Origin of the sequence: Xanthobacter sp. NM-59 (genome assembly GCF_021401125.1) — a bacterium.
GTDB lineage: Bacteria > Pseudomonadota > Alphaproteobacteria > Rhizobiales > Xanthobacteraceae > Xanthobacter.
Window position 1 is genome coordinate 205,940 of sequence record NZ_JACBFQ010000001.1, and the last position, 18,655, is coordinate 224,594.

15 protein-coding genes and 1 tRNA gene are annotated in these 18,655 nt (G+C 68.4%); 6 read left to right on the plus strand and 10 right to left on the minus strand.

What is annotated here, in order from left to right; all coding sequences use genetic code 11:
• The first annotated feature begins 110 nt into the window (after positions 1-110).
• Complete coding sequence (locus L0966_RS00960; RefSeq protein WP_234049980.1) at positions 111-1,091, plus strand: MBL fold metallo-hydrolase; 981 nt, start codon at positions 111-113, stop codon at positions 1,089-1,091.
• Positions 1,092-1,133: 42 nt separating this feature from the next.
• Here L0966_RS00960 and L0966_RS00965 read toward each other — a convergent pair whose 3' ends face one another.
• Together L0966_RS00965 and cutA are read right to left on the minus strand one after the other, a co-directional pair.
• A complete protein-coding gene (locus L0966_RS00965; protein ID WP_234049981.1) occupies positions 1,134-3,125 on the minus strand; it encodes an autotransporter outer membrane beta-barrel domain-containing protein in 1,992 nt (663 codons plus the stop codon).
• A gap of 72 nt (positions 3,126-3,197) precedes the next feature.
• Positions 3,198-3,524: a divalent-cation tolerance protein CutA gene (gene cutA / locus L0966_RS00970; protein WP_234049982.1), complete on the minus strand. Its 327-nt coding sequence runs from the start codon at positions 3,522-3,524 to the stop codon at positions 3,198-3,200.
• 116 nt (positions 3,525-3,640) lie between these two features.
• On the opposite strand from cutA, the gene L0966_RS00975 reads away from it, so the two are divergent.
• Entirely contained in the window at positions 3,641-4,435 is a 795-nt protein-coding gene (locus L0966_RS00975; protein ID WP_370640588.1) for an NAD kinase, read from the plus strand.
• A gap of 171 nt (positions 4,436-4,606) precedes the next feature.
• Here L0966_RS00975 and L0966_RS00980 read toward each other — a convergent pair whose 3' ends face one another.
• From L0966_RS00980 to folE, 4 genes are all read right to left on the minus strand, one after another.
• Positions 4,607-5,209, minus strand: a complete 603-nt coding sequence (locus L0966_RS00980; protein ID WP_234049983.1) for a flavin reductase family protein — start codon at positions 5,207-5,209, stop codon at positions 4,607-4,609.
• Between the two features lie 178 nt (positions 5,210-5,387).
• Positions 5,388-6,461, minus strand: a complete 1,074-nt coding sequence (locus L0966_RS00985; protein WP_234049984.1) for a patatin-like phospholipase family protein — start codon at positions 6,459-6,461, stop codon at positions 5,388-5,390.
• A gap of 322 nt (positions 6,462-6,783) precedes the next feature.
• Entirely contained in the window at positions 6,784-7,272 is a 489-nt protein-coding gene (gene hisI, locus L0966_RS00990) for a phosphoribosyl-AMP cyclohydrolase (protein ID WP_234049985.1), read from the minus strand.
• A gap of 74 nt (positions 7,273-7,346) precedes the next feature.
• Positions 7,347-8,096 carry a GTP cyclohydrolase I FolE gene (folE, locus tag L0966_RS00995; protein ID WP_370640589.1) on the minus strand — a complete coding sequence of 250 codons (750 nt, stop codon included), beginning with the start codon at positions 8,094-8,096 and terminating at the stop codon, positions 7,347-7,349.
• A 354-nt stretch (positions 8,097-8,450) separates the two neighbouring features.
• On the opposite strand from folE, the gene L0966_RS01000 reads away from it, so the two are divergent.
• Together L0966_RS01000 and yidD are read left to right on the plus strand one after the other, a co-directional pair.
• A complete protein-coding gene (locus tag L0966_RS01000) occupies positions 8,451-8,909 on the plus strand; it encodes an iron-sulfur cluster assembly scaffold protein (protein WP_234049986.1) in 459 nt (152 codons plus the stop codon).
• The gene (gene yidD, locus L0966_RS01005) at positions 8,896-9,294 is read left to right on the plus strand and encodes a membrane protein insertion efficiency factor YidD (protein ID WP_370640590.1); all 399 of its coding nucleotides are present in this window, start codon (positions 8,896-8,898) and stop codon (positions 9,292-9,294) included. Before L0966_RS01000 ends, yidD begins: the two co-directional genes overlap by 14 nt.
• Positions 9,295-9,298: 4 nt before the next feature.
• On the opposite strand, the gene L0966_RS01010 is transcribed toward yidD, so the two are convergent.
• Positions 9,299-11,920, minus strand: coding sequence for a hypothetical protein (locus L0966_RS01010; RefSeq protein WP_234049987.1), 2,622 nt, complete (start codon positions 11,918-11,920; stop codon positions 9,299-9,301).
• A gap of 337 nt (positions 11,921-12,257) precedes the next feature.
• On the opposite strand from L0966_RS01010, the gene L0966_RS01015 reads away from it, so the two are divergent.
• A complete protein-coding gene (locus L0966_RS01015) occupies positions 12,258-13,559 on the plus strand; it encodes a hypothetical protein (RefSeq protein WP_234049988.1) in 1,302 nt (433 codons plus the stop codon).
• Positions 13,560-13,598: 39 nt separating this feature from the next.
• Here the strand turns inward: L0966_RS01015 and L0966_RS01020 are convergent, their stop codons facing one another.
• The gene (locus tag L0966_RS01020) at positions 13,599-15,248 is read right to left on the minus strand and encodes a long-chain-fatty-acid--CoA ligase (RefSeq protein WP_234049989.1); all 1,650 of its coding nucleotides are present in this window, start codon (positions 15,246-15,248) and stop codon (positions 13,599-13,601) included.
• Positions 15,249-15,311: 63 nt separating this feature from the next.
• Positions 15,312-17,075 carry an acyl-CoA dehydrogenase gene (locus L0966_RS01025; RefSeq protein ID WP_234050789.1) on the minus strand — a complete coding sequence of 588 codons (1,764 nt, stop codon included), beginning with the start codon at positions 17,073-17,075 and terminating at the stop codon, positions 15,312-15,314.
• 432 nt (positions 17,076-17,507) lie between these two features.
• Between L0966_RS01025 and L0966_RS01030 the strand changes: the two genes are divergently transcribed.
• Positions 17,508-18,221, plus strand: a complete 714-nt coding sequence (locus tag L0966_RS01030) for a TetR/AcrR family transcriptional regulator (RefSeq protein ID WP_234049990.1) — start codon at positions 17,508-17,510, stop codon at positions 18,219-18,221.
• A 129-nt stretch (positions 18,222-18,350) separates the two neighbouring features.
• On the opposite strand, the gene L0966_RS01035 is transcribed toward L0966_RS01030, so the two are convergent.
• A tRNA-His gene (locus L0966_RS01035) sits at positions 18,351-18,427 on the minus strand.
• Positions 18,428-18,655: the final 228 nt, after the last annotated feature.

The window sequence follows — 18,655 nt, forward strand, 5'->3', positions numbered from 1 at the left end:
GCAAATCTGTGAGCGGCGCCTTTTCTTTGCGGAAGGCAGCGATGCTATCTTTCGGCACGCGCCGCCGCCCGTCGGCGGCCAGGCCAGGATATGCCGGGAGTGACCCCTCAATGACCGAACTGACGCGACGCACCCTCATGGCCGGCACGGCTGGAACGGCCGCCGCAGGTTTGCTGGGAACCACCGCGCCCGTCCTCGCGGCGGACGAGACACCGGCCACTTCGCGCGCGCTGCCCAGCGCCTATCGCTACAAGGTGGGCGATGTGCTGGTAACGGCCATCAGCGACGGCGTGCGCACCTTTCCCATGCCCGCCGGCTTCGTGCGCAATGCGCCGAAGGATGAGGTGAACCGCGCGCTGGAGGCGGCCTATCTGCCGCCCGATCAGGTCTCCATTCCCTTCACCGTGCTCCTGCTGGAGAGCGGTGGCCGGCGGGTGCTGGTGGATACGGGCAACGGCCCGGCCGGTGGGCCGGTGGGCAAGCTGAGCCCGACCTTGGCCGCCATCGGCGTGGCGCCGGAGAGCATCGACCAAGTGGTGATTTCCCACTTCCACGGCGACCATATCAACGGCCTGCTGGCGGCCGATGGCATTCCGGCCTTTCCCAAGGCGCAGGTGTTCGTGCCCGAGGCGGAATGGGCGTTCTGGATGGATGATAGCCAGGCGAGCCGTGCCCCGGAGGCGCTGAAGGGCAGCTTCCAGAATGCGCGGCGGGTGTTCAAGCCGTTCGAGGGCAAGGTGGAGCGCTATGCCTGGGGCAAGGAGGTGGCGCCGGGCCTCACCAGCGTCGCCACCGCAGGCCATACGCCGGGCCATACCTCGTTCGACCTGGTGTCGGGCGCCGACGCGCTCTTCATCCAATCGGACATCACCAACATCCCGGCGCTGTTCGTGGCTAATCCGTCCTGGCACGTGATGTTCGACATGGACCCGGCGAAGGCCGCCGATGTGCGCCGGCGCACCTATGACCGCCTCGTGGCCGACCGCATGAAGGTGGCGGGTTATCACTTCCCATTCCCGGGCGCCGCCCACCTCGCCAAGGAAGGCGAGGGCTACCGCTATGTGCCGGTGCTGTGGGATCCGGTGTCCTGATGCCGTGGGCGCGGGCTCGTCTTAAGCCTGCCTGCGTCACTCCTAAAGCCGCATGCGCAGGCTGAAGGAGCCCATCTGGTTCACGAAGCCGGATGGGCTTGCCTGCAAATCGTAGCCCACGCGCAGGTCGAAATCCGCCAGCGCCGTGCTCACCAGCGCCACGCCGGTGGTGAACAGCCAGGGCGAGAGCGAGGCGCCCTCGGTGATGAAATCGCCGCCCCCGCCCAGGAACGAGGCGGTGACCTGAGCGCCCGTATCAAGCAGGTTGTAGCCGACGCCCGCATAGGCGGTGAGGCCCACCGGGCTCGACAGCTTGTAGCGGCCGCGCAGCCCGCCGCTGAGCATCAGCTCTTCATAGGATTGGGAGGCGACCGCAAGATTCAGCGCCCCCGCTCCGGTCTCGGTATAGGACTGGGCGTCCACCCGCGCATAATCGAGCCGCGCCACCGGTTGCAGTTCCAGCTCCGCACTGGCGGCGATGCTCTGCCGCAGGCCGGCGCCGGCATGGAAGGTGGTGCCGTCATAGTCGGCGGACGCGGTGCCGCCGCCGATGTTCACCAGCCGGTTTTCCGAATTCGCGTTGAAGGCCCCATCTAGCTGCATGTCCAGGGTAAGGCCGGGCAGGGCGGCGTAGCTGCCATAAAGGCCCAGGGCGTAGCTCGACACGTCGAGGCTGGCGGGTGCCCCCACTGCATTGCCGGAGAGGGACGTGCTCGAATAGGCGAACAGCCCGCCCACGCGCAGGCCATTGGCCACCTCGCGGTCCACGCCGGCCGCGAAGCCGCCGCCGCTGGCGCTGAAGCCGGAATAGCCGGCCTGCGTGGCCTGGTTCGCCACCGCGCCGAAGGGCTGCAGCCAGGCATTGACGGCATCCGCCGACCCGTCTGCGGCGAGGCGCTCGGTCACGATCTGCTGCAGGCCCCGCTGGGTGTCATAGGTGGCGCGGGCGGCATTTCCAGCGAGCACGGGCAGGGTCTGGCTCAGGGCGACGGAGAGGGCCGGGCCGGAAAGGCTGTCGAGCGCCGCGATGGCCGGGGCGAGGGGGCCGAACAGGCCGGCGGGCGTGCTGCCCACCCGGTAGAGGGTGGTGGCGGCCCCAACGGGTGCCGGATTGCCGGTGGCGATCAATGTCGGCACATAGGGCTGGATCAGGGAGATGGCGGCGGCTTCGCCGGTCCAGGCCCCGGTGGAATCATAGACCCCCACATCCATCTGCGCGCCGGTCGAGGCGCCGGTGATGTCGCCGTAAAGGCTGGTGAGGGTGGCGCTGGCATCGGGCAGGGTGCTGAGCAGCACCTTGCCCTCGGGGGTGATGGAGCCGAGGAAGGTGAAGGCATCGCCATTCGCCGCCACGCCCCGGCCCCAGAAATAGCCGCTCTGGTAGTTGGTGATGACGAGGCGGCCCGGCGCCGCCGTGCCGAACAGGCTGGGGCTGACGATGCGCCAGGGCGTCCCCTGCGTCCACGTCCATTGGGGCGAGGCATTGGAGGGCACGGGCGCCGGCGCGGGCGGGGTGAATGTGGAGGGGTCGTAGGGCAGCATGTAGGCCCAATGGGTCACCAACATGGTGGTGCCGGTGATCATCTGCATTTCCATGGCGGTGACGCCGCCCTCTTCCCGCATCATGCCCAGCCCCACCGTGACAAGGCCGGTGGTCGGGTCCGTGAACAGCATGGTGATCTGCCCGGAGGCGGAGACCGTGCCCTGGATGTTCATCGATGATGCCGAGGTGATCGGGCCGATCGCCAGTTCCGCCGAGCTGCTGCCGGAGAACACGCCATTGGTGGAGGTGCCGAGGGTCCAGAGCGTCTGGTCACCCACCGGGAACGGGTCGGCGAAGCTGGTGCTGGAGGAGCCGTAGGCCAGCATGTTGCCGACGGGCACATACCAATTGGAATTCGAGATGACCGAATCCCATTGCGATTGCGCATGGGCGGGCGCGCTCAATGCCGCAAGGGAGATGACGCCGACGACGAAACACGCGCACGTCCCCGCCGCCCGTGAGCGCGCAAGGCCGGGAAAAGGGCCGCCCATGTCCTCTCGTCCTTCCTTGGTGTCCCCATAGGAGTACCCAGGATGGCAGCCCTTGGCGTCAAGCGGGCAACATTATTTGGCCGCATTCGCCGTCTGCTGCCCCACCCATGTGGAAAACGCCGCGTCGGCGGCCTCCACCGGCAGCACCAGGATGGCCGGAACCTCGTAAGGGTGGCGTGCGCGCACGCGCTCAACGAGGGCTGGCGCGCGCTCGGCGGTGGTCTTCAGAAGGAGAATCACCTCCTCCGCCCGCTCGATGCGCCCCTCCCATTCATAGATGGCCACCTGGGCGGAGCGGATGTTGCCGCATGCGGCAAGGCGTTCCTCCACCAGGGTCCGGGCCAGCTCCTCGGCCACGGCGAGGGACGGCAGAGTGGTGTAGACGAGCTTGAGATCCATCGCATTCCCCGGCGGTTGGCGGATGATGGCGCCCCTGCGGCACCTCGACAAGGCTGGCCCGGGCGGCTACGAAGACCAAGCGCCACACTTTGGCGCGGCGACATGGATCAGCGGGCGTGACCGTCCTGATGAACACTCCCTCTCCGTCCATGGCCCGGATAGCCTTCGTCTCCAGCCAGTCACCCGAAGCGGATGCCGCATGCGCGCGGCTGAACGCGCGCTATAACGGCGTGTCCGAGGCGGATGCGGACGTGATCGTGGCGCTTGGCGGCGACGGGCTCATGCTCCAGACCCTGCACCGCTTCCGGGATCGGGGCCTGCCCATCTATGGCATGCATCGTGGCTCCGTCGGCTTCCTCATGAACACCTTCCGCGAGGATGATCTGGTGGAGCGGCTGGCCGCCGCCCAGCACGTGCGGATCCATCCGCTGGTGATGGAGGCCATGGACCGGCACGGCACGCGCCACCGCGCGCCGGCCATCAATGAGGTGTCGCTGCTGCGCCAGACCTATCAGGCGGCCAAGCTGCGCATTTCCATCGACGGCAAGGTGCGCCTCGACCAGCTCATCTGCGATGGCGTCATCGTGGCAACGCCGGCGGGTTCCACCGCCTATAACCTGTCCGCGCACGGGCCGATCCTGCCGCTGGGCACCGCGCTGCTCGCCCTCACGCCCATCTCGCCCTTCCGTCCCCGCCGTTGGCGCGGCGCGCTGGTGCCCGACAAGGCGCGCATCGACATCGCCGTGCTGGAGGCAGACAAGCGCCCGGTGAGCGCGGCCGCCGACCATTATGAGGTCCGCGACATCGTCGCCGTTTCCGCCCGGCTCGACACCTCCTCCTCCATCGACATGCTGTTCGATCCCGACCACGGGCTGGAAGAGCGGATCCTGCGCGAGCAGTTCGTGTATTAAGGCCTTTTCAAGCAAAGTGGATGCGGCCGCGTGGCGCGCGGACATGCCCGTTGCCGGGAACGGCGGAGCCGCCGCGTTGGGGCGCGGCAGAAGCATGGCGCTTGAACGGCCGTCAGCCTCCGCGCTCCCGGCCGGCTCGCGCCGCGCGCGCGGCTGACGCGCTGCGTGAGATCACGCCTTGGGGCGAGGGCGGGGCAGCAGCCGGTCCACGGGCGCATAGTCCAGATAGCCGCAGCGGGCGAGCACCTGCAGCTGCGCGGTGTCCACCCGGCCATTGGTGATCGCCTCGTCGGCGATATGAACGCCGATGATCTCGCCCATGACCATGTAATTGTTCGTTTCCACCCCGTCCCGCCCGCGCGGGCGGATGGTCTCCACATAGACGCATTCGAGCGCGCAGGGGCTCGCGGCCACACGCGGCGGCTTCACCAGGCGGGACGGCGCGGTGGCGATGGCGAAGGCGGTAAACTCGCTTTCGCCGGGCGGGAGCGGCGCGGAGGTGGCGTTGACCGCATCGATGAGGTCGAGCGTGGCGAGGTTGCAGACGAACTCGCCCGTGGCCTCGATATTGGCCACGCTGTCCTTGCGCCCGACCGACGAGAACATGACCATCGCCGGCTGCTCGCTCACCATGTTGAAGAAGGAATAGGGCGCGAGGTTCGCGGTGCCGCTGGCGGAGAGGGAAGAAATCCAGCCGATGGGCCGCGGGGAGATGATGGCCTTCAGCGGCGAGTGGGGCAGGCCGTGGTCATTGCGGGCGGGCTCGTAGAACATGAGATCTTCCGGATGAGAGCATGCCCCCGGTTCACGGAATCGGGGACATGCTCACCTGTACTGCGTTGGAGCCCATTCTTCACGCGATGGCGTCGCTCGAAAACCCCCGAGCACGACCGATAGCGTCCCGCGCCGCCCGCATCAGCCTTTTCGGGCGGCGTTCATCTGCTCGGAAGCGCTATTTCAGCGCCGCCATGGCGCCGGCGATCTCTTCCAGATTGCGCTCAGCGGCCTCGGCGCCGGCGGCGATGGCTTCGGAGGCGCGCTGGAAATCGAACAGGCCGATGGCGGCGAGCTTTGGTGTCAGCGCGAAATCCGGCGGGTCCCCCGCAAGGCGCGAGCGGGCGATGCGGTCCTGGGTGATGTTGAAGGCGTCGATCATCACCGTGGACAGGCCGCGCGGCCCGTCATCAGCCGGGGCGGTGAAGAAATGGCGCCGCAGCCGGTCCGGGCTCAGCCGCGACATGAGGTTTCGCCGCTTGCCGGTGATCGCCGCATCGGCCACATGGCCGACCACGCCGCCGTGGTCCTGCACCACGGTGCCATGCCGGAACACGTCCGAATTCAGGTTCACCGCCACCACCAGCCGCGCCCCGAGCGCCCGCGCCGGCGAGACCGGAATGGGGTTCACCAACGCGCCATCCATGAGCCAGCGGCCGCCCACATGGGCGGGGGTGAAGATGCCCGGCAGGGCGAAGGAGGCGCGCAGGGCGTCCACGAAATCGCCGCGCGTGAGCCAGATCTCATGGCCGGAGCCGAGTTCGGTGGCGATGGCGCCGAAGATGATCGGCATGTCCTCGATGGCCACATTGCCGACCTTCTCGCGCATCAGGTCCACCAGCCTGCGCCCGCCAATGAGCCCGGCGCCGCCCAAGGCGAAGTCGAGCATGCCCAGCACCCGCCGCTTGGTGAGGCTGAGCGCCCATTCCTCCAACTCGTCCAGCCGGCCGCACGCCCACAGGCCGCCCACCACCGCGCCGATGGATGTTCCGGTGACGATGCTCGGACGAATGCCATTCTTCTCCAGCACCCGCAGCACCCCGATATGGGCGAAGCCGCGCGCGGCGCCGCCGCCCAGGGCAAGGCCCAAAGCGGGCTTCTGCTCCCGCTGGGGGCGGCGCGGGGGCGCCGCGTCGAGGTCGGGCCGCAGGGTGGAATCAGGTGTGGCGGCGGTGCCCGCCCCCATGTCGTCCAGCTTGGACTCGGCGGGCTCGAAGGCCCCCTCAGTGCGGCGATGGAACGGATGAAACATGCTCGCCTCGCAGTCAGTCCGCGTCGACACGCGGACTATGCCTTAGCAATGCCCCCAGCCCCACGCCGGTTCCGGCGCGCACCACCTATTGGCAAGAGAATACTACGTGTGGATGTCGGAACCGTGGCTGTGAGATGTTCTTATGCCGTAGCGTAAGATCAAACATTGCCCTTGCCGCTTCACGCCACGGCGCCGGTGCGTGGGCCCCGCGCCCCTGCCTGCGGGGCACGCAGATGTGATGGCGGGCGAGGCGCGCCGCCCGGGCGCCTTCGCGTCGTTCGGCGCGGTTCCCGCTCCCGGCGCGGTGGCGGCGCTTGAGCGCTCAGTGGTCGTGCGGCTTGCCGTAGACCTGGGCGGGGTCGAAGCGCGGGGTGTCGCCGGTGAAGGCGAGCCGGGTGTCCGGCCCCGGCGCCGTGCCCAGCGGGACGGTGCGATAGAAACAGGAGCGCCGGCCGGTGTGGCAGGCCGCGCCCGTGCCGCCCATCTCCACCTTGATCACCACCGCGTCCTGGTCGCAGTCCACCAGCATTTCCAGCACCTTCTGGGTGTGGCCGGAGCTCTCGCCCTTCTTCCACAGCTGGCCGCGGGAGCGGCTGAAATAGTGCGCTTCGCCGGTCTCCATGGTGAGCGCCAGGGCCTGCGCGTTCATGTGGGCGAGCATCAGCACCTGGCCGCTCTCGGCATCCACGGCCACGCAGGTGATGAGGCCGTTGGCGTCGAACCTGGGGGTGAGCTGCGTGCCTTCCTCGAGGGCTGCGCCGGAGGCGGGGGCGGCGAAGGGGGCGGCGGGCCGGGCGGCGGGCGAGGTCATGGGGAGGGCTCTTCAAGCAATGGGGCCGCCCCTTGCGGCGCGGCCCCGAATGAAAGCAAAGGCTGTCTTGCGCTTCAGGCCTTGTTGGCGCGCACCATGGTCATGAAGCGCACCTGCTCGGCCGGGTCGTCGCGGAAGACGCCCGTGAACTGGCTGGTGAGGGTGGTGACCCCGGCCTTGGTGATGCCGCGCATGGACATGCACATGTGCTCGGCCTCGATCATCACCGCCACGCCACGGGGGCGCAGGCCCTCATCCAAGGTGGTGACGATCTGGGAGGTCAGGTGCTCCTGGGTCTGCAGGCGCTTGGCGAAGGTGTCCACCACCCGTGCGATCTTGGAGAGGCCCACCACCCGTTCCACCGGGAAATAGGCCACATGGGCCTTGCCGTAGAAGGGCACCATGTGGTGCTCGCAGTGGGAATAGAAGGGAATATCCTTCACCAGCACCATGTCGTCGAAGGTGCCGATCTCGCCGAAGGTGCGGTCGAGCAGATCGTCGCTGCCTTCCCGATAGCCCGCGAACAGCTCGTCATACGCCTTGATGACGCGCTTGGGCGTGTCCAGCAGGCCTTCGCGGGCGGGGTCCTCGCCCATGTAAGCGAGCAGGGTGCGCACGGCCGCCTCGGCCTCCGCGCGGGAGGGGCGGGGGCTGCCGTCGGGCAGGGGCGGAAACGCCATGAGCGGCGCGGCCTGACCATCCTCGGTCGCCTTCTTCGCCTTCTGGCCCTGGGACGGGTGCGCCTGGGACTGGCGCGCCCGGGACTGGCGCTCGCGTTCCTCGTGTTCCGCCTGCGCCTTGAACAATTTCACCACCGCGTCCATGACGTACACAACTCCGTTCGACCTGCCTTGGCGATCCGCCGGATGGCAGGAGTGTCACCGGTCGTCGGCTACGCATGCGCGGGTGCCTTCCTCAACCGCGCCCCGCCTTGCGGCGGCGGCCATGCCGTCCGTACCCTCCAGCCTGGAGCATTTCCAGGCGAAGCTTTATCATGGGGCCGCCCGGGCTTCCGCGCAAGCGGTGCCCCACACAAGCGCCTCACCGCCGGGGCGGGGGCCTTACCGGCGCCCGACGCAGCGCTATATAGAGCGCATGAGCATCCGGCGCGGGGGCAGCGGTGTCGCGCGCCGATCACGTTTGCGTACGGGACCGGCATGGCCGGCGGGTTCGAGCCCATGATCAACGATATCTACAATGCGCGCATCCTGGCCCTGGCGGCCGAGATTCCACGGCTAGGGCGCCTTCAGGCCCCGCAGGCCACCGCCAAGGCCCATTCGCGCCTGTGTGGCTCCACAGTGGTGGTGGACCTCGCCATGGACGGCGACACGGTGAGCGATTTCGCCCATGAGGTGCGGGCCTGCGCCCTGGGGCAGGCCTCTTCCTCGCTCATGGCCCGCCACGTGGTCGGCGCCAAGGCGGCGGACCTGCGCGCGCTGCGCCAGACCATGCTCAAGATGCTGAAGGAGAACGGCCCGCCGCCGGAGGGCGCGTTCGACGAATTCAAGGTGCTGGAGCCCATCCGCGACTACAAGGCGCGGCACGCGTCCACCATGCTCACCTTCGACGCGGTGGTGGATTGCATCGACCAGATCGAGGCCGCGCGGGCCGGGGCGGCGAACAGTGCCGCAGAGTGAGGGGCCGCAGCGGCGGGGCACTCTCGACGACCTGCCCTGGTCCAGCCCGCGGGGCGCGGGGCGTGGCGTTCTGCGGATGATCGGCCGGCTGCCGCGCCTGGTGCTGCGGCTGCCCATTCTGGCCTATCGCTACACGCTGTCGTCCTTCATGGGGCGGCAGTGCCGCTATCTGCCCACCTGCTCGGAATATGCGGACGAGGCCATTTCCCGCCACGGCGCGTGGCCGGGCCTGTTCATGGCCACCGCGCGTCTGTGCCGCTGCCACCCCTGGGGCGGGCATGGCTATGATCCGGTGCCGCCGACGCTGCCGGCGGAGGGCCGCTGGTATCGCCCCTGGCGCTATGGCCGCTGGCATTTCAAGGCCGAGCGGGTGGATGAGGGCTGACGGCTCAGTCGCCGGGCGCGAGGCAGCTTGAGGAGGGTGTTACCATCGCCTGCCACACGGCGGCGACGGCCGCGTCGTTGTTGCAGCGGTCGTGGGTCCGCTCCAACTGCTCGCGCAGGTTCATCTGCAGCGGCTTGGAGAGCCACCAGCTCATGGAAACCTCGCGGATCTTCTGTGGGCTGGCTGCGCCGATGGGGCATGTGCCATCCAGCGCCTCGGGCCACACCTTGATGTGCGCCAGATTGGTGCCGCAGCGGGCGCCGAAGCGCTGCCGGAGCCAGCTTTCCGCGGATGCCACGGCCAGCCGTCCGCGACCGCCCCGCACGGTGGAGATGGCGCCGATGGGGCCCGTCACCTCCGGCAGCCATACATGCTCGTCCGCATCGGGCACCACCACGCCGCGGGCGGTGCGTTCCTCCGTGAGGGCGCTTTGGGGGTCGTTGGAGATGACGAGGATGAAGGGCGCCAGTCGCGGTTCCACGTCCACGATCGCCTGGGCCAGCTCCAGCGCGCTCTCGGCCCCGAAATTCTCGAAATAGCCGCCGTCCACCAGCCGGTCCACGATATCGGCGCCGGCCTGATGGATGGAGCCCGGCGGCGAGATCACCGGGAAGCGCGCGGAATTCAGCGCTGCCGTGGACAGGCGCACGTCCAGGTCCGCACGTAACAGGCCGTGGAAGTCGATGACGTGGGTGAAGAGCGGGCATTCCACCCGCTCTCCGCCGCTCGGGCAGGAGCCCCGGGCCGCATAGACCGGCTGGAGGTCGGTGGTGATGATCCGCTGGCCGGTTTCCACCGAGGTTCCGTTGAGCACCAGGAACGGCACCCACACCGCGGGGTCCCGCTCCGCCGTCAGCAGTGGAATGGCGAGGCGGTGCGGCGCCGCGGCGGGGCCGGCCGTCGCGATGTCCGCGAAACGCTGCTCCCAGGATTGCTCGAGCAGGGCCGCGCGGTCTTGCAGAAAGGCCTGCACCTGGTCGTGGAAGGCGAGGCCGAAGAAGGTGGCCGTCAGGTAGTCACCGCTGGTCAGGCTTTCCAGGCAGTCCTGCCAGGTGCCGACATTGCCTCCGAACCAATAGGGCTGCGGGCCGGCGGCGCAGGGCGTCGCGTGCCCGTCCCGTGAACCGAGCGCGGCGGCGGCGACCGCCGCTCCGTAGGCGCCGCCGGAGACGCCGGAGATGGCGAAGATGCGGTTGGCCACGTCCACGCCCGCCAGGGTGCGCGCCGCCTGCGGGCTGATGCGCCGATCGTCGAAAGCGGCGCGCACCAGCTTCGAACCGTCCGCGCGCGTGAGGGTGAAAGGCTCCTCGAGCCTGGGCAGGTCCAGGAAATGGCCGATCACGCTGGCTGTGAAGAAGCCCGCCCGGCTCGCGCCGCCGGCCGCCGCGATGATGATGGGGCGGGGGCAGGCGCCGGGATCGGTCTCGCAACCATTGGCCCGCATCCAGAGGAACAGGGCCGTGTTGAGGCTGGTGCGCCGGTAGGAGGGCTCCTCCGCCATCACGGTCCGCACGCGGTGGTTGTCTCCATAAAGGTAGACGGCCACGACACTCAGCCCCAGCAGCGCGGTGATGATGGGAAAGCGCAGGCGCCTGCCCAGCGAGGAGAGATAGGCGAGCAGCGGCACCCAGCCCCCGAGAATGAGCGGCACCGCCATGGCCAGCGGCAAGGCGCGCGCCAGCCACAGCGGATTGGCGATCAGGACAGCGAACACCAGCACCGCATAGAACAGCAGCAACAGGCGGCCCGTGGCATGAAGCTCCCCGTCCGGATCTTCGGCGCGCGGCGCGATGCCGAGCCAGCGGAAGAGGAAAGCAAGTCTGCGCCCCACGGCGGCATCGAACCGATGGAAGGGGCCGATCTGCGTCAGCCGGCTGCGCAGCACGGCATAGAGGAAGAAAGGCACCACGCACACCAGCATCACCTGGGTAATGAGCTCCAGCTGGGCGCGCGCCGCCTGGGCCACCGCCGCGTCCGCGAGGGTGGGCAGGTTTATGATGGCCCTCTGCGCCCCAATGGCGAACGCCACGAAGGTCAGCGCCCCCAGCAGCCGCGGCACCTGGCGTATGACGAAATGCGTCCAGCGGTCCCGCCCCGGCAGCTCGGCGGGCGCCGATGCCGGAGCGTCAGCGGATGTTCCGGCGTCGTCCTTGTCCCGTGGGGTGAGATCGGCCGGGGAGGGGGACACGCCGGGGTCCTGGCGCGCGCGGCGCGGCGGCGCGGCGGCGCGGTCTCGCCGGCGGACAAGGGCGGCAATGCCTTCGTCGGTTTCCAGCAGCAGCCGGGCGGCGTAATGAACGGGCACTGCCCAAAGCAGGAAGATCGCCGCGACGAGACGAAGGATAGCCGGTGAAAGGCCGGCGCGCTCCGCCAGGGGTGCCCCCGCCATGGCGACATCCACCAGGGTGTCCTGGGCCTGGGTCAGCGCCAACATCATGAGAAAGCCCAGGCCGGCGCTGGCGAGGGGGATGCGCACCACCCAAAGAATAAGCCCGAAATCCAGCGCCCGAGACCACAGCCGGGCGATCCAGCCGGGCTCCCGTGGCCCGTGGCCGTGAGCGGTGTCGGTGGCCGGCGAGAGGGTGAGCCGCGCCGGGCTCGGCCGTGATGAATCCGAGTGAGCCATGTGCGAACCTGCCCGGTGTGCGCCCGCGCTCATGCTGGAAGAGCGTCCGAATGTAGCACTCTGGCGCGTGTCGCGCGAGCGTGCTGCGCCATGCAACCATCTGCCTAGCTTCGGTGACCTGAACGGCGATGCTTCCGCTTCGGCTTGCGGCGCCCCGGCGGCGCTGCCTATGTTCGTCTCGCATTTCGACGGGCCGATGCGGGCGCGAGCCGGAGGGCATGGGGTGACGATCTCGGTGGTCAGTGGCGGGCCGGTTTCCGACGCGGCTTCAGCGGCGGCGCGTTTTGCTCTGGGAACCCTCGAACTCTTAGGGCCGGCATCGGCGGGATCGCCGCTGATGGCGCGGGTGCGCCTGCCGCTGGAGCCGTTCAAGGCTGGCGCGGCGGGCGCGCAGCAGGTGGCCGGGCTGTGGTTCGGCACCGTGCGCCAGGATGGCCGGGCCAAGAGCTTCCGGCTGATCTCCGAGGACGGCGCTCTGGTGGTGACGGGGCAGGTGGGTTCGGACCTGATGCTTGACGTGCCGGCGCTGGCCTATGGGCAGGTGGTGGACATCACCTCGGGCCAGATGGCGGTGGGGTCTGGTGGCACGCTGAGCCTGGTTCTCGCGGGAAAGATGTCGCTGCCGCAGCCGTCGGGGCAGGAATTCCACGTGCATTGGGACTCCTGGTACGAGAAGCCCGATCCCGCATATCCGGAGGTCTTCTACCTCACCAATCTGCCGCCCTACGTCTCCACGGTGACCCTGTGCTTCGCCCGCCCGCAGGTGACCTATGAGGGGTTGGACGACGATGTCTTCATGACCACCGGCCTCCAGTTCCAGGGCACGGGCCACCAGCTGAAGAACGCGCTGGACCTGCTGCGCCTGCGCCGTCCCGGCATTCGCATCGCGCTCGCCGTGCAGCAGGGCGGGAAGCTCGGCTTCGAGCCCTATGACCGCGAGGGCTGGGCGGGCATGAACGGCACCCATTTCCGCGCGCTCAGCCTGTTCCTCGAACAGATGGGCATTCGCGACATCGACGTGGACTATGAATGCGTCGCCGCCTCCATGGAGGGGGACAAGCACTGCCTCGTAAAGCCCAACAAGGACGTGTGGTGCTACACGGACGGCGAATTGGTGCGCGTCATCAAGACCTTCCGCGACAAGTTCCCGCGCCCGAAATATCGCCTCGCCTTCGATGCCTATAATACGGGCGCCTATTTCGGCCCCTATTCGCAGCAGAAGCCGGTGGGCTGGAATCACGGCTATGTGGCCGCCCTGGCGCGCGACCCCAAGGCGCGCGCGGCCATCGACATCATCAACATCATGTCGTTCGACGAGAAGCCGGGCTATGACCCGGTACGGGCGCTGGAGGCCTACCAGTATCACTTCCCCCAGGCATCGGTTTTCCTGGGCCTGCGCTCCGGTCCGCCCTGGCATGGGGACGTGAAGCGATCGCTCACCGATGTGGTGGATTTCGCCAATGCGGCCATGCGGCTGAAGGCGGGCGGCCTGTGGCTTTATTCGCTGCTGTGGGACGTGGGCGAGCCCCATGGGCCCTACGGGCCAGACAATCCGGACGCGGACATGATGGCTCGCGTGGTGGCGGAGCGCTTCCATCTGCCCGGCGCGGATCAGCCCTTGGTGAGCAACGGCCGGTGAGCCGGCCCGCCCGTGGGGGCGTGCCGGCTTGCCGTGAGCTCAGCTCATGAAGGCCTCGGGACCATTGCCGGAGATCTGCTCCAGGATGATCTGGCGCACCGCCTTCTTGGAGAGCTTGCCGGTGGCCGTGTGCGGCAGTTCCGGCACGATCACCACATCGTCCGGAATGGTCCACTTTGCGATTTTGCCCTCGTAATGGGCGCGCATGTCGGCGCGGGTGAAGCTGGCGCCGGGCTTCAGCACCACCACCAGAACCGGCCGCTCGCCCCAGCGGGCATCGGGTTTCGCCACGATGGCCGCTTCCTGGATGGCGGGATGGGCCTGGGCGATGTTTTCCAGCTCGATGGAAGAGATCCATTCGCCGCCGGACTTCACCACGTCCTTGGTGCGGTCGACGATCTGGATGAAGCCGTCCTCGTCCTGGGTCACCACGTCGCCGGTGTTGAACCAGCCGGGCATCTCCTCATGGGCGGGGCTGTGCGGCGTGTTGAAGTAGGAGGCCGCCACCCACGGCCCGCGCACCATCATGGCGCCGAAGCTCTTGCCGTCGCGCGCCACCTGCTGGCCGTCGGCGCCGGCCACGCGGAACTCCATGCCGAACAGCGGGCGGCCCTGCTTGCATTCCAGCGCCAGCTTGGCTTCGGGCTCCAACGCCTCGTGCTTGGGCTTCAGGGCGGCGGCGAGGCCCACCGGGCTCGTTTCCGTCATGCCCCAGGCGTGGCGCACCTTCACGCCCATATTGTGGAAGCGCGAGATCATGATGGGCGGAGTCGCAGAGCCGCCGATCACCACCCGCTTCAGGGAGGTGAAGCTGCGGCCGTGCGTGTCCATCCAATCCAGCAGACCGAGCCACACGGTGGGCACGCCGGCGGTGAAGGAAACCTTCTCGCCTTCGAACAGGTGGTAAAGGCTGGCGCCGTCGAGGTGAGCGCCGGGCAGCACCAGCTTGGCGCCCACCATGGCGCCAACGAAGGGCAGGCCCCACGCATTAACATGGAACATGGGCACGATGGGCGCGATCACGTCCGCCGCGGAGAAGCCGAAGGCGTCCGGCATGGTGATGGCCATGGCGTGCAGCACGCAGGAGCGGTGGCTGTAGAGCACGCCCTTCGGGTCACCCGTGGTGCCGGACGTGTAGCAGAGACTGGATGCTGTATTTTCGTCGAAGGCGGGCCACTCGAAGCTGTCCGGCTCGTCGGCGATCAGCGTTTCATAGCACAAAAGGCCCGGCAGCGCCTCGGACTTGGGCATGTGCGCCTCGTCCGTCATGGCCACGATGGCCTTGAGGTCCTTCAACTGCCCGGCCAACTCCTCGACGATGGGCAGGAAGGTGAGGTCGAAGAACAGCACGCTGTCGGCGGCATTGTGGATGATGTAGGCGATCTGCTCGCGGAACAGGCGCGGATTGATGGTGTGGCACACGAAGCCCGATCCGGAGACGCCGAAATAGAGCTCCATGTGGCGATAGCCGTTCCATGCCAGGGTGCCGACCCGGTCGCCCGGCTCAAGGCCCATGCGGGCGAGCGCGTTGGCGAGCTTCTTGGTGCGCTTGGACAGCTCCCCATAGGTGTAACGGTGGAGGCCCCCCTCCACCGTCGCCGATACCACCTCCCCGTCGGAGTGATAGGCCTCCGCATGCCGCAGAATGGATGAGAGCAGCAGCGGGACATCCATCATGGTTCCGAGCATGGTTTTCCTCCGTTTGAAAGCTGTTGTGTTCGGTGTTGTCGTTGAGTGTCGTTCGGCGGGCGCTCAGAAGGCGTCCGCCGGAAGGGTCATGAGAGACGGCGCGCCATGGGCCAGCGCGGCTTCCAGGCCGAGCGTCTCCGGCAGCATGCGCTCCATGAAGAAGCGCGCCAGCGCCGGCTTACGCTTGGCCACCGGGGTCGCCTGGTCGTTCAGGGCGGATGCGGCAGCGGCCATGCGCACCCACATCCAGCCGAAGGAGACGAGGGCGAACAGGCGCAGATAATCGGTGGCGGCCGCGCCGGCCTCGATGGCGCCGCCATGCTCGGCGAGGCGGGCGGTGGCGCTCTTCAGCCGCGCCAGCGCATCCACCGCCGGCCGCACCAGCTCGGCGCCGGCCAGGGGCAAGGCGGCATCGAGATCAGCCTCCACCAGGGCAAAGAAGTGCAAAGGCAGCTTGCCGCCATCCATGGTGATCTTGCGGCCCACCAGATCCATGGCCTGGACGCCGTTGGTGCCCTCATAGATCTGCGCGATGCGGGCATCGCGCACATACTGCTCCATGCCCCATTCGCGAATGTAGCCGTGGCCGCCGAACACCTGCTGCGAGGCCACCGCCGTCTCGAAGCCGAAATCGGTGAAGGCAGCCTTCACCACCGGCGTCATCAGGGCCACCAGCGCGTCCGCCTCCTGGCGGGCGGCGGCGTCGGGATGATGGGTGGCGACGTCCATCTGAAGGGCGGTCCACACCGCGAGCGCGCGGCCGGCTTCCGCGAAGGCGCGGCCCTTCAGCAGCATCTTGCGCACGTCGGGGTGGTTGATGATGGCGACCGGCCCCGGCGTGCCATCGGCCCCATGGCCCTGCAGGCGCTCGCGGGCGTAGGCCACGGCCTTCTGGTTCGCGGCTTCCGCGATGCCCAGGCCCTGGATGCCCACGAACAGGCGCTCGGCATTCATCATGGTGAACATGGCGTTGAGGCCGCGGCCGGGTTCGCCCACCAGCCAGCCGGTGGCGCCGTCATAGTTCATCACGCAGGTGGGCTGGGCGTGAATGCCCATCTTGTGTTCCAGCGCGCCCACGCTCATGCCGTTGCGCTTGCCCAGGCTCCCGTCCGCCTCCACCAGGAATTTGGGGCACAGGAACAGACTGATGCCCTTCACGCCCTTGGGCGCGTCTGGCAGGCGGGCGAGCACTAGGTGGATGATGTTGCCGCCGAAATCCTGGTCACCCGAGGAGATGAAGATCTTGGTGCCGGTGATGGCGAAAGAGCCATCGCCATTGGGCGCCGCGCGGGTGGAGAGCAGGCCGAGATCCGTGCCGGCCGAGGCCTCGGTGAGGGCCATGGCGCCGGTCCACTCGCCGGAGATCATCTTCGGCAGGTAGGTGGCCTTCAGCTCGGCGCTGGCGTGATGGCCGATGGCCTCCACCGCGCCACGGGTGAGGCCGGGGAACAGGCCGAACGACAAATTGGCCGATGACAGCATCTCGTCGAGCAGGATCTGCAGCACGCGAGGCAGGCCCTGGCCGCCGAATTCCGCATCGCCCGAAAGGCTGCACCAGCCGGCATCGGCAAAGGCGCGATAAGCCTCGGCGACACCCTTGGGCGTGGTCACCTTGTCGCCGGAAAGGGTACAGCCTTCTTCGTCGCCGGGGCGGTTGAGGGGCTCCAGCACGCCGGCGCAGAACTTGCCGCCTTCCTCCAGCACGCTCACCGCCAGCTCGGTGTTCACCTCCGGATAGCTCGGCAGATCGGCCATGGCCTGATCGAAGCTGAAGACGTGCCCCAGCAGAAAGGCGACGTCATCGACGGGCGGCACGTAAGCGGCCATGGGCATGTCCTTGGTGTTGAAGGGGCGCGCGGAAGTACGACGCACTCGGGCGGCGCCCTGCGGCAGCGCGAAATGGCGGGGAGGAGGGCGGAGCACGGCGCGCGGACCATTGCCGGCAAAATGTCCCAGCCATCCGGTGCCGCGCGGGTGCGCTGCGCCGATGCTTGGTTCCTGGGCCTGCCAGAGGTCTCGCCACGTTTGGTGATCTCCGCTCTTCCGCTATGTATCAAACGATTGTTACACTCCGCAAGAGGCGAGCGCGACGCGGCTTTCGCAACCATGGTCGAATGTGTTGAGGCGCTGGTGTTCCGGCGCCGGGGCGGGGTAAGGGAAGAGACGGATGGATGATCGACCCGCCGGCCTGCGACGGCCGGGGCGAGTTCGCAAAGCGGTGGGCGCGGCCTGGCCGGGCGCCGCAGCACGAGGTGTGGGGTGAGCGACAGCACGGCATCGGGCAAGGCCCACGGCGCGGCGGCCAAGGCCCAGCGGGCGTCCGGCAAGGCCGCGGCGGCATCAGGCGACGTGCCGACCAGGGTTGGCGGCGAACTGTTCGCGGGGGAGATCAGCGAGCGGCATCGCGCCATTCTGGAGGCGGCCGCCAGCCTTTTCGCCGAGCGCGGCTATGCCGCCACCTCGGTGCGCGACATTGGCGAGCGGGTGGGGCTGCTGGGCGGCTCGCTCTACCACTACATCAAATCCAAGGAGCTCTTGTTCATCAAGATCCACGACACCGCCTTGCAGGTGGCGGAGGATCGCATTCGCGCCGCCATCGAGCAGGAGAGCGACCCCTGGGCGCGGCTGGAGGCGGCCTGCGTGACCATGCTGGGCATCCAGCTGGACCCGCAATCCATCACCATGCCGCTGATGAATGATTTCCTGGCGGTGCCGCGCCATGTGCAGGAAAGCCTCATCGCCAAGCGCGACGCCTTCGAGCAGATCTTCGTGGCCCTGGTGGCGGACCTGCCGCTGGCGGAGGGAATCGACCCCGGCGTCTACCGGCTGCTGCTGCTCACGCTCTTGAACAATGTGGGCCTGTGGTATCGGCCCGGAGGCCTGTCGCCGGAAGATATCGGCCGCCAGATCGTGACCATCTTCCGCCACGAGGCCGCTGCCGTGGCTGCGAAGGGCAGGGGGCCGCAGCGCTAGGCGCCCGACTCGCTGGCGCATCCCGTGTGACAGGTGCCCGCAGCGAAACCGGCTGGCAAGGCGGCGGGGTCATGCGGATCCAGACAAGCCGAATCGTAAATGCGCAGACATGTAATGGGTGTTTTGCGGTGGTACAGGTGGGTGGGCTCGAACCACCGACCTCCGGTTCCACAGACCGGCGCTCTAACCAACTGAGCTACACCTGCACGCGCTTCAGCGCGGGGCGCCGAAGAGAGCGCGGAACCTACGCAAGCTCTTCACACATTGCAAGAGGGGGAAGCGGGAAGATTGGCGAGTCGTGCACAGGGCATACACAGGGCATGCATGGGGCTGTCGCCGGCCCGCGCTTGTGGGCCGCCCACCTCCGGGCAGTGGCGATGCGGGCGAGTTGGTGTAAAGCTGGCGCGTCTCGGCCGGGGGCCTGGGGATAGGGC

Bases quoted from the DNA above. Each gene is read 5' to 3' on its own strand.
- L0966_RS00965 (WP_234049981.1), bottom strand. From the start codon at position 3,125: ATGGGCGGCCCTTTTCCCGGCCTTGCGCGCTCACGGGCGGCGGGGACG.
- cutA (WP_234049982.1), bottom strand. From the start codon at position 3,524: ATGGATCTCAAGCTCGTCTACACCACTCTGCCGTCCCTCGCCGTGGCC.
- L0966_RS01020 (WP_234049989.1), bottom strand. From the start codon at position 15,248: ATGCTCGGAACCATGATGGATGTCCCGCTGCTGCTCTCATCCATTCTG.
- L0966_RS01025 (WP_234050789.1), bottom strand. From the start codon at position 17,075: ATGGCCGCTTACGTGCCGCCCGTCGATGACGTCGCCTTTCTGCTGGGG.
- folE (WP_370640589.1), bottom strand. From the start codon at position 8,096: ATGGACGCGGTGGTGAAATTGTTCAAGGCGCAGGCGGAACACGAGGAA.
- L0966_RS00985 (WP_234049984.1), bottom strand. From the start codon at position 6,461: ATGTTTCATCCGTTCCATCGCCGCACTGAGGGGGCCTTCGAGCCCGCC.
- hisI (WP_234049985.1), bottom strand. From the start codon at position 7,272: ATGACCTCGCCCGCCGCCCGGCCCGCCGCCCCCTTCGCCGCCCCCGCC.
- L0966_RS00960 (WP_234049980.1), top strand. From the start codon at position 111: ATGACCGAACTGACGCGACGCACCCTCATGGCCGGCACGGCTGGAACG.
- L0966_RS01010 (WP_234049987.1), bottom strand. From the start codon at position 11,920: ATGGCTCACTCGGATTCATCACGGCCGAGCCCGGCGCGGCTCACCCTC.
- L0966_RS01000 (WP_234049986.1), top strand. From the start codon at position 8,451: ATGATCAACGATATCTACAATGCGCGCATCCTGGCCCTGGCGGCCGAG.
- L0966_RS01015 (WP_234049988.1), top strand. From the start codon at position 12,258: ATGGCGCGGGTGCGCCTGCCGCTGGAGCCGTTCAAGGCTGGCGCGGCG.
- L0966_RS00980 (WP_234049983.1), bottom strand. From the start codon at position 5,209: ATGTTCTACGAGCCCGCCCGCAATGACCACGGCCTGCCCCACTCGCCG.